Annotated in this window: 9 protein-coding genes; 1 reads left to right on the plus strand and 8 read right to left on the minus strand. The window is 33.4% G+C overall.

Translation table 11 applies throughout. The features are described 5' to 3' along the window. Window positions 1-126: 126 nt before the first annotated feature. A complete protein-coding gene (gene tyrS, locus B0A57_RS11300) occupies window positions 127-1,422 on the minus strand; it encodes a tyrosine--tRNA ligase (protein WP_038465851.1) in 1,296 nt (431 codons plus the stop codon). 153 nt (window positions 1,423-1,575) lie between these two features. Here tyrS and B0A57_RS11305 point away from each other — a divergent pair, with 153 nt between their 5' ends. After that, a complete protein-coding gene (locus B0A57_RS11305; protein WP_038465854.1) occupies window positions 1,576-2,571 on the plus strand; it encodes an NAD-dependent epimerase/dehydratase family protein in 996 nt (331 codons plus the stop codon). On the opposite strand, the gene B0A57_RS11310 is transcribed toward B0A57_RS11305, so the two are convergent. From B0A57_RS11310 to B0A57_RS11340, 7 genes are all read right to left on the minus strand, one after another. Beyond that, on the minus strand, window positions 2,568-2,990 hold the full coding sequence (locus B0A57_RS11310; RefSeq protein ID WP_052079068.1) for a DUF4296 domain-containing protein: 423 nt from the start codon (window positions 2,988-2,990) through the stop codon (window positions 2,568-2,570). The two genes, B0A57_RS11305 and B0A57_RS11310, sit on opposite strands and share 4 nt — an antisense overlap. Window positions 2,991-2,994: 4 nt before the next feature. Next, window positions 2,995-4,332 carry a dihydroorotase gene (locus B0A57_RS11315; RefSeq protein WP_038465858.1) on the minus strand — a complete coding sequence of 446 codons (1,338 nt, stop codon included), beginning with the start codon at window positions 4,330-4,332 and terminating at the stop codon, window positions 2,995-2,997. A gap of 22 nt (window positions 4,333-4,354) precedes the next feature. Next, window positions 4,355-5,080, minus strand: a complete 726-nt coding sequence (locus B0A57_RS11320; protein WP_011962342.1) for a polyprenol monophosphomannose synthase — start codon at window positions 5,078-5,080, stop codon at window positions 4,355-4,357. 245 nt (window positions 5,081-5,325) lie between these two features. Further along, window positions 5,326-6,591 carry a leucine-rich repeat domain-containing protein gene (locus tag B0A57_RS11325; RefSeq protein WP_080731691.1) on the minus strand — a complete coding sequence of 422 codons (1,266 nt, stop codon included), beginning with the start codon at window positions 6,589-6,591 and terminating at the stop codon, window positions 5,326-5,328. A 17-nt stretch (window positions 6,592-6,608) separates the two neighbouring features. Beyond that, window positions 6,609-7,598 (minus strand): leucine-rich repeat domain-containing protein, encoded by a 990-nt coding sequence (locus B0A57_RS11330; protein ID WP_052079069.1) that lies wholly within the window; start codon window positions 7,596-7,598, stop codon window positions 6,609-6,611. Between the two features lie 15 nt (window positions 7,599-7,613). After that, on the minus strand, window positions 7,614-8,948 hold the full coding sequence (locus B0A57_RS11335; RefSeq protein WP_080731692.1) for a leucine-rich repeat domain-containing protein: 1,335 nt from the start codon (window positions 8,946-8,948) through the stop codon (window positions 7,614-7,616). A gap of 313 nt (window positions 8,949-9,261) precedes the next feature. Then, a partial coding sequence (locus tag B0A57_RS11340; protein ID WP_123960895.1) for a leucine-rich repeat domain-containing protein occupies window positions 9,262-9,917 on the minus strand: 656 nt, incomplete at its 5' end.

Consider the following 9,917-nt stretch of genomic DNA (forward strand, 5'->3'; position numbering starts at 1 on the left):
TAAAGCTAAATTGGTATTATAATTTATATAAATAAAAAAAAGCTTCGGCATTGTGCAGAAGCTTTAAAAATATTTTTTCGAAAAAATTGTTTTTTATATTGTATGTTTCTCTAGTCGTATTTCGAGTTATTTTACATTTAAAACAAAATAATTTTTCTTTCCACTTTGCAATAATACGAATTGGTTGTTTATCATATCTTTTGTTGTTAAAGTAAATTCTTCGGTTACTTTTTCTTTGTTTACAGCTATTGAATTAGCCGAAAGTGCTCTTCTTGCTTCTCCGTTAGATTTTAAGAATCCTGATTTTTCGTTTAGTACTTCAACAATGTTTATCCCAGCTTCGATGTCTGTTTTAGAAATTTCGGCTTGGGGAACACCATCAAAAATTTCTAAAAAAGTTGCGGCGTCTAATCCTTTCAAATCATTGGAGGTAGAATTGCCAAACAAAATATTTGAGGCTTTGATGGCTTTTTCTAATTCTTCTTTTCCGTGTACTAGAATGGTGATTTCTTCTGTTAATTTTCGTTGTAAGACACGTAAATGCGGGGCGGTTTTGTGTTCTTCTATCAAGCCATCAATCGTGTTTTTATCTAAAAAAGTAAATATTTTGATGTATTTTTCGGCATCTTCATCGGAGGTGTTTAGCCAAAACTGGTAAAATTTATAAACCGAAGTTTTATCGGCAGTTAGCCAAACGTTTCCGCCTTCGGATTTTCCGAATTTAGAACCATCTGCTTTTGTGATTAGTGGTGTGGTTAGCGCATAGGCTTTTGCTCCTTCGCCACCCATTCTGCGAACTAACTCTGTTCCTGTAGTGATGTTTCCCCACTGGTCTGAGCCCCCCATTTGTAACAAACAATTATGATTTTTGTACAAATACTGAAAATCGTAGCCTTGTATGAGCTGGTAAGTAAATTCTGTAAATGACATGCCTTCGCCTTCTGCTCCTAAGCGTTTTTTGACGGAGTCTTTGCTCATCATATAATTTACGGTGATTCGTTTTCCTATATCACGAGCAAAATCGATAAACGAAAAATCTTTCATCCAATCGTAGTTGTTTACTAAAATTGGGGCATTTGTATTGGTTGTGTTAAAGTCTAAAAAACTAGATAAAACAGCTTTTATTCCCGCAACATTCTTATTTAAAGTGGCTTCGTCGAGCAAATTTCTTTCGTCGCTTTTTCCCGAAGGATCACCTATCATTCCTGTGGCACCACCTATTAAAGCAATAGGTTTGTGTCCGAAATTTTTTAGATGAACTAAAAGTATGATTTGAACCATGCTTCCTATGTGTAAGGAATCGGCAGTGGGATCAAAACCTATATATGCGGTAGTAGATTCTTTTGTTAATTGCTCTTCGGTTCCGGGCATCATGTCGTGAAACAAGCCTCTCCATTTTAATTCTTCAACTAAATTTTTCATTTTCAAAATTAATTTCGACAAAGATAACAATTCAATAACAAAAATCAATTTCAAAAATCAATGGCAATAACAAAAAATATTTTTTTGTGAGTCTTAATATTCTATTGGTCAAAAAAAGGGTAATTCGTAATTTGTAATTTGTAATTTTACAAAATGGTATTAGTTACAGGAGCAACAGGATTGGTGGGTTCGCATTTGGTTTTGCATTTGTTAGAGCAAGGGGAATCAGTGAAGGCATTATTTAGGAATGAAAATGGAAAACAAAAAGTAAAAGCAGTTTTCGATTATTATAACCAACAAGAGTTATTTGCCAAAATACATTGGTATCAAGCTGATGTTTTAGATATTCCTTCGCTCGAAGGTGCTTTTCATGATGTTAATTATGTATATCATTGTGCTGCTTTAATTTCTTTTGATCCGAAAGATGAAGGAAATCTTAGAAAAATAAATATAGAAGGAACTCAAAATATTATTAGTTTTTGTATCGATTTTAAAATAAAAAAACTTTGTTATGTGAGTTCTATTGCCGCTTTGGGAGATTTAGCACCACAAGAAACGATTGTTACAGAAACATGCGAATGGAATCCCGAAATGCAACATAGCGATTATGCTATTTCTAAATATGGTGCCGAAATGGAAGTTTGGCGTGCACAACAAGAAGGGCTTGATGTAGTTGTTGTAAATCCTGGCGTTATTCTGGGGCCGCTTTTCTGGACAGAAGGGAGCGGCGAAATTTATACCAAAGTACATAATGGTTTGCCTTTTTATACTAAAGGAAGTACAGGGTTTGTTTCTGTAATTGATGTAGTAACGATCTTGTTATTACTCATGAAAAGTGATATTGTAAATGAGAAATTTATTTTAATTTCCGAAAATAAAACATATCAGGAATTAGTTTTTGCTATTGCCGAAACCCTAAATACAAAAAAACCGAAACTGTATGCAAGTAAATTTCTTACTAGTTTTGCCTGGAGAACAGATTGGTTTTTTGGCGCTTTTTTTGGTAAAAAAAGAACTTTAACCAAGGATTTAGCCAGCACCTTGCATGCAAAGGAGGTTTATTGTAACAGGAAAATAATAACCCAAATAGATTATAAGTTTCTAGAGGTTAGTGTTTATTTAAAATCTATAAAAAAAGCTTCTTCTTAACGAGGGTTGTTAGTCGTATGGGGTATTTTTTTTAAAGAATCCTGTGTTTTTTTAGTTTTAATTTTCAATTCTTTGCTTATAATGGTGTCTAATTCTGATTTTTCTTTTTGTAATCTGTTAGATACATTTTCGAACATTAACTTGTAAGTTTCGGTATTTGAAGCAAAATATTTGTTGTTTTCTACAAACTGTAGGCTGTCTATTTTGTATTTCTGGTAAATATATGTTTTAGAATCTATGCTGTTTGTAGTCAGTTTTTCAGGGCTATAAATTTTTAGTGCTTGAAGCAAAGCCAAATCATATAATATGTTTTCCATAACGTCTTTGTCTATTGGTTTTGCTGGCTTTGGAATTTCATTTTTATTAGAACAAGCGCTAATAATAATTAAAAAGGATAGTGCTAAAATAATTTTCTTCATCGTATTATCTGTTAAATTCTAATCGCTTACCACAATGAATTTCTTTTGTTTTAGCGTTATGAAAGACTAATTCTCCGTTTACAAAAGTATGTGTAATTCTAGATTTGAAGGTATAATCTTCAAAGGGGGACCACTTGCATTTGTATAAGATATTGTCTTTGTTTACACGCCATGGCATTCCTATGTTTACGATGACTAAATCGGCATAATATCCTACTTTTATAAATCCACGACGGTCTATTTTGAAAATTTTTGCAGGATTGTGTGCTGTTTTTTCAACAATTTTTTCGATCGAAATTTTCCCTTGATGAAAAGCTTCAAATAATGCCACAAGAGCATGTTGTACTAGCGGCCCGCCAGAGGGAGCAGTGGTGTATGGGTTTTGTTTTTCTTCAAAAGTATGAGGAGCATGATCGGTTGCAATAACGTCTATTCTGCCATCGAGTAACGCTTTCCAGAGTTCGTCTTTGTCTGCTTGGGTTTTTACTGCTGGATTCCATTTTATGAGTGTGCCTTTTTTTGCGTAATCATCGTTAGTAAACCACAAATGGTGAATGCAAACTTCGGCGGTAATTTGTTTGTCTTCTACTGGAATACGAGAGAAAAGGGTTGTTTCTTTTGCTGTACTTACGTGAAATATATGTAATCTTGCACCTGTTTTTTGCGCTAACGCTACTGCTTTTGATGATGAAATATAGCACGCTTCCTCGCTACGAATGAGGTGGTGAAATTTCATTGGGATATCATCGCCATATTCTGCTTTGTATTTTTCTAAATTGTTTTGTATCGTTGTTTCATCTTCGCAGTGTACCGCAATAAGCATTTTTGTGCTCGAAAATATTTTTTCTAAAACAGCTTCATTATCTACTAGCATGTTTCCTGTAGATGAGCCTAAGAAAATTTTAATTCCTGCTACATTTTTCGGGTTGGTTTTTAAAACTTCTTCTAAATTATCGTTTGTTGCCCCCATCATAAATGAGTAATTGGCATACGATGATTGGGCTGCAATCTGGTATTTTTGTTCTAATAGTTCTTGTGTTACGGCATTGGGTACAGTGTTTGGCTGCTCGATATAGGTAGTAATTCCGCCAGCAATTGCGGCACGAGATTCTGAAGCGATATCGCCTTTGTGGGTAAGACCAGGTTCGCGAAAATGCACTTGGTCGTCTATCATTCCGGGGATGAGGTAATTTCCTTCGGCATCAATGATTTTGCAATCGGAAGATTTCGGGCTTATGTTGTCTCCAATTTCTATAATAAATTCATTTTCAATAAGAACATCGCCTTCAAATAGGATTCCTTCATTGATAATTTTTGCATTCTTTATTAAAACTTGTTTCATGTTTTTTGGTTTTGTATAATACCTAAAGCCTATTTAATATTTTTCTTACTCGAAGCATGATTACACCAAATATTGCTTCCTTGATGATGGCATTACTCATTTTCGATTCGCCTTTGGTTCTGTCTGTAAAAATGATAGGGACTTCGGTGATTTTGAATTTATTTATAAAGGTACGATACTTCATTTCTATTTGAAAAGCATAACCTGTAAATTTTATTTTATCTAAATCGATGGTTTCCAGTACCTTTCTTCGGTAACAAATAAAACCTGCTGTTGCATCGTGAATTTTCATTCCTGTTATAAATCGCACATATACCGAAGCGAAATAAGACATTAAAACTCGGTTTAATGGCCAGTTTACGACGTTTACGCCAGTTACATAGCGAGAACCTATTGCCATTCCTGCTTTGCCTGTATTGCAAGCGTTATATAATTTTTCTAGATCGGCTGGGTTGTGAGAAAAATCGGCATCCATTTCGAAAATATATTCATAATCGTGTTGTAATGCCCATTTGAAACCATGTACATAAGCGGTTCCTAATCCTGATTTTTCTTTTCTGGTTTCAAGAAATAATTCGTTGCTAAATTCTTGTTGCAGGGCTATTACTTTGTTAGAAGTTCCGTCGGGCGAATTGTCATCAACAATTAAAACGTGAAATTTTTTGGATAGCGAAAACACTGCTCGAATGATTGTTTCGATATTTTCTATTTCGTTATAGGTTGGGATTATTACAATTCCGTCTTTCATAAGGTAAAATTCTGATGCAAAAATAAGCTTTTTCGCAAATGAGTTTCTTAAATTATTTATAAAACTCGTAAAGTCTTGTGAGTAGGACAAATTAAAGATGTTGGAGAGGGATGTTTTGTTTGTTTTATTTGGCAAGACAATGCAAAATATATAATTTTTGCGACTTTTTGTTTCTTATGATATTAAAAAATAAAAGGTTAGCCGTTTGAAGCTAACCTTTTATTGTATAAAATATTTTTTTAAAATTACTGAACAATAATTGTTTTTGTTGCCTTGCCTTGGTTTGTTATTACTTCTACAAAATAATTGCCTTTTGCAAAGCTTGAAACATTTATTTCTGAATGATTAGTTGTTTTTATTAACTGGCCTAATGTGTTGTAAAAATTCACGTTTTCTAATTGTAAGCCCTCTTGTAAGACTATGTTTAAAGTTTCTGAAGCTGGGTTTGGGTATATTTTTAAATTACTTTCTATCGAAAATGAATGATTAGAAAGTAAATTACCAGAAATAGTTTTAAAACGATTCCAAACTCTTGCGGCCTCATAAGCTACTTCAGCACCCACAGGAACATTTAATCTGGCTTTTGATATTTTAGCATCCGAAAAAACCGATTCATCAATAATTAGAGGCGTTGTAATGTAGCAGTTTACTAAGTTTAGGTTCGTACATCCTCTAAAGGCGGAATTTCCAATAGCAGTTACAGAGTTAGGAATGGTAACAGATGTTAAACCAGAACAGCCTGCAAAAGTATCCTCTCCAATAGAGGTCACAGAATTAGGAATGGTAATCGATGTTAATCCCTTACAGCGATCAAAAGCAGAATTTTCAATAGTAGTCACAGAATTAGGAATTGTAACTGATATTAAACCAGTACACAGAAAAAAAGTAGCCTCTCCAATAGTAGTCACAGAATTAGGAATGGTAACCGATGTTAAAGCACTGCAATTATAAAAAGCATACTCTTTAATAGTAGTCACAGAATTAGGAATTGTAACTGATGTTAAACCAGTACAACTACTAAAAGCACTCCTTCCAATAACAGTCACAGAACTAGGAATGGTAAGCGATGTTAAACCAAAACAGCCAAAAAAAGCAAGACTTCCAATGGAAGCAACAGAGTTAGGGATGGTAATCGATGTTAGGCGCTTACAGCGATCAAAAGCAGAATTGCCAATAGAAATGACAGAATTGCCAATCGTAACAGATGTTAAAGCAACACAATTATTAAAAGCATGCTCTCCAACAGAAGTCACGGCATCTCCAATACTAACCGATGTCAAATTATAATTACCTTTAAACGCTTCGTCTGCAATAGCAGTCACAGCATAGTTTTCTGAATTATAAACGACTGTTTCTGGTATTTCTGCTGCTCCAGTAAAATGAGTGTGCCTAGCGACACTAGCAGTAAGAGGAACTGTTGAAGAAGTAACGGTATAATTTATACCGTTTGCTGTAAAATCTTGTGCTATTCCTAGAAAAGGCATTAAAATGATAAATAATAATTTTCTCATGTTTTTGTTTTTTAAAATTACTGAACAATAATTGTTTTTGTTGCCTTACCTTGGTTTGTTATTACTTCTACAAAATAATTGCCTTTTGCAAAGCTTGAAACATTTATTTCTGAATGATTAGTTGTTTTTATTAACTGGCCTAATGTGTTGTAAAAATTTACTTTTTCTAATTGTAATCCCTCTTGCAAGGCTATGTTTAAAATTTCTGAAACTGGGTTTGGGTATATTTTTAGATTACTTTCTATTGCAAATGAATGATTAGAAAGTAAATTACCAGAAATAGGGCTGAAATTTCTCCAAACAGCCGCTGCCTGATAAACAGCTTGCGTACCAGTAGGAACATTTAAAGCACAGTTTGATTGGGTAATATTCCTAAAGACATTTGCATTAATAATTAAAGGCATTGTAATGTAGCAGTTTACTTTGGTTAAACTACGACATTTATCAAAAGCATAATTTCCAATAGCAGTTATAGAATTAGGAATGGTAACAGATGCTAAATTAGAACAAGCTTGAAAAGCAGCCCCTCCAATAGCAGTCACAGAATTAGGAATGGTAACTGATATTAAACCTGAACAGCGTGCAAAAGACCCTACTCCGATAGTAGTCACAGAATTAGGAATGGTAACTGATGTTAAAGCAGTACACTGAAAAAAGGCGGAGATTCCAATAGAAGTCACAGAATTAGGAATGGTAACCGATGTTAAAGCATTGCAATTATGAAAAGTATAATCTTTAATAGCAGTCACAGAATTAGGGATGCTAACCGATGTTAAGCCATTACATGAAGAAAACGCAGATTGTTCAATAGAAGTCACAATATAGTTTTCTGAATTATAAGTTACTATTTCTGGTATTTCTGCTGCTCCAGTAAAATTACAGTTTCTAGCTACCTTAGCGGTAAAGGGAGCTGTTGAAGAAGTAATGGTATATTTTATACCGTTTGCTGTAAAATCTTGTGCGATTCCTAAAAAAGGAATTAAAATGACAAATAATAATTTTCTCATGTTTTTTGTTTTTAATTATTGTATAATGATTGTTTTTGTTGCCTTACCTTGGTTTGTCATTATTTCTACAAAATAATTTCCTTTTGCAAAGCTTGAAACATTTATTTCTGAATGATTAGTTGTTTTTATTAACCGCCCTAATGTGTTGTAAAAATTTACTTTTTGTAATTGTAAGCCCTCTTGTAAAGCTATGTTTAAAATTTCTGAAACAGGGTTTGGGTATATTTTTAAAGCACTTTCTATCGCAAATGAATGATTAGAAAGTAAACTGCTAGAAATAGGGCTGAAATTTCTCCAAACAGCCGCTGCCTGATAAACAGCTTGCGTACCAGTAGGAACATTTAAAGCACAGTTTGATTGAGTAACATTACCGAAGACATTTTTATTAATAACTAAAGGGCTTGTAATATGACAATTTACTGTTCTTAAACTGCTACAGTCTGCAAAAGACCCCTCTCCAATAGAGGTCACAGAATTAGGAATGGTAACCGATGTTAAAGCATTGCAATTATAAAAAGTATACTTTTCAATAGCAGTCACAGAATTAGGGATAGTAACCGATGTTAAGCTCTTACAGGCATCAAAAGCAGAATTTCCAATAGCAGTCACAGAATTAGGAATGGTAATTGATTTTAGTTTCATACAGTCTCTAAAAGCTTCCTCTCCAATAGAAGTCACAGAATTAGGAATTGTAACTGATATTAAACCAGAACAGTCTAGAAAAGCAGAATCCCCAATAGAGGTCACAGAATTAGGAATTGTAACTGATATTAAACCAGAACAGCCTGTAAACCCCCCCCTTCTAATAACAGTCACAGAATTAGGAATTGTAACTGATGTTAAACCAGTACAACTACTAAAAGCACGCCTTCCAATATCAGTCACAGAATTAGGAATGGTGACCGATGTTAAATTAGAACAATGGGCAAAAGACCCCTCTCCAATAGAGGTCACAGAATTAGGAATGGTAACCGATGTTAAAGCATTGCAATTATAAAAAGTATAATTTTCAATAGCAGTCACAGAATTAGGGATAGTAACCGATGTTAAGCTCTTACAGGTATCAAAAGCAGAATTTCCAATAGCAGTCACAGAATTAGGAATGGTAACCGATGTTAAATTAGAACAATTTTGAAAAGCACGTTCTTTAATATAAGCCACGGTGTAGTTTTCTGAATTGTAAGCTACTGTTTCTGGTATTACCGCAGCTCCACTGAAATTAGGGTTGTCAGTTACGCTAATAGTAAAAGGAGCTGTTGAAGAAGTAACAGTATAATTTATGTCGTTTGCTGTAAAATCTTGCGCTATTCCTAAAAAAGGAATTAAAATAAAAAATAATAATTTTTTCATGTTTTTTGTTTTTAATTAAAAAATTATGGGGTTTACAAAAATAAGCTAGATTTAGAATAAATACAAATAATACTTTGTTTTTTTGAGATTGGTCTTTAAGTAGGTGTTGTTTCTATATGCCTGCAATTGTCTGATTTTGCTGTTCTTTTTGTTATATTTGGCTTTGCAAACGATTAATTAGGGACTAAAATTCATCAAAATATTGGTTAATGTTCTTTTTTTTATTTAGAAGCTTTTTTTGTATAATGTTATGAATAGAAAAAGGTTAGCCGTTCGAAGCTAACCTTTTATTGTGTAAAATATTTTTTTTAAATTATTGTATAATAATTGTTTTTGTTGCCTTACCTTGGTTTGTTATTACTTCTACAAAATAATTGCCTTTTGCAAAGCTTGAAACATTTGTTTCTGAATGATTAGTTGTTTTGATTAACTGCCCTAATGTGTTGTAAAAATTTACTTTTTGTAATTGTAATACCTCTTGCAAGGCTATGTTTAAAATTTCTGAAACTGGGTTTGGGTATATTTTTAGATTACTTTCTATTGCAAATGAATGATTAGAAAGTAAATTACCAAAAATAGGGCTAAAATCTTTCCAAACACCCGCTGCCTGATAAGCTGCTTCAGTACCAGCAGGAACATTTAAAGCACAGTTTGACTGAGTAACATTACCGAAGACATTTGCATTAATAACTAAAGGGCTTGTAATATGGCAATTTACTGTCTTTAAACTTCTACAGCCTGCAAAAGCATCCTCTCCAATAGCAGTCACAGAATTAGGAATTGTAACTGATGTTAAACCAGAACACTCTGCAAAAGACCCATCTCCAATAGTAGTCACAGAATTAGGAATTGTAACTGATGTTAAACCAGAACAGCCTATAAAAGACCGATCTGCAATAGAGGTCACAGAATTAGGAATTGTAACTGTTTTTAGAGCAGTACATTTGAAAAAAGCATCCTTTCCAATAG

Source organism: Flavobacterium psychrophilum DSM 3660 = ATCC 49418, from assembly GCF_002217405.1.
Lineage (GTDB): Bacteria > Bacteroidota > Bacteroidia > Flavobacteriales > Flavobacteriaceae > Flavobacterium > Flavobacterium psychrophilum.

Coding starts and splice junctions, on each gene's coding strand:
- tyrS (WP_038465851.1), bottom strand. CDS start 1,422: ATGAAAAATTTAGTTGAAGAATTAAAATGGAGAGGCTTGTTTCACGAC.
- B0A57_RS11305 (WP_038465854.1), top strand. CDS start 1,576: ATGGTATTAGTTACAGGAGCAACAGGATTGGTGGGTTCGCATTTGGTT.
- B0A57_RS11310 (WP_052079068.1), bottom strand. CDS start 2,990: ATGAAGAAAATTATTTTAGCACTATCCTTTTTAATTATTATTAGCGCT.
- B0A57_RS11315 (WP_038465858.1), bottom strand. CDS start 4,332: ATGAAACAAGTTTTAATAAAGAATGCAAAAATTATCAATGAAGGAATC.
- B0A57_RS11320 (WP_011962342.1), bottom strand. CDS start 5,080: ATGAAAGACGGAATTGTAATAATCCCAACCTATAACGAAATAGAAAAT.
- B0A57_RS11325 (WP_080731691.1), bottom strand. CDS start 6,591: ATGAGAAAATTATTATTTATCATTTTAATGCCTTTTCTAGGAATAGCA.
- B0A57_RS11330 (WP_052079069.1), bottom strand. CDS start 7,598: ATGAGAAAATTATTATTTGTCATTTTAATTCCTTTTTTAGGAATCGCA.
- B0A57_RS11335 (WP_080731692.1), bottom strand. CDS start 8,948: ATGAAAAAATTATTATTTTTTATTTTAATTCCTTTTTTAGGAATAGCG.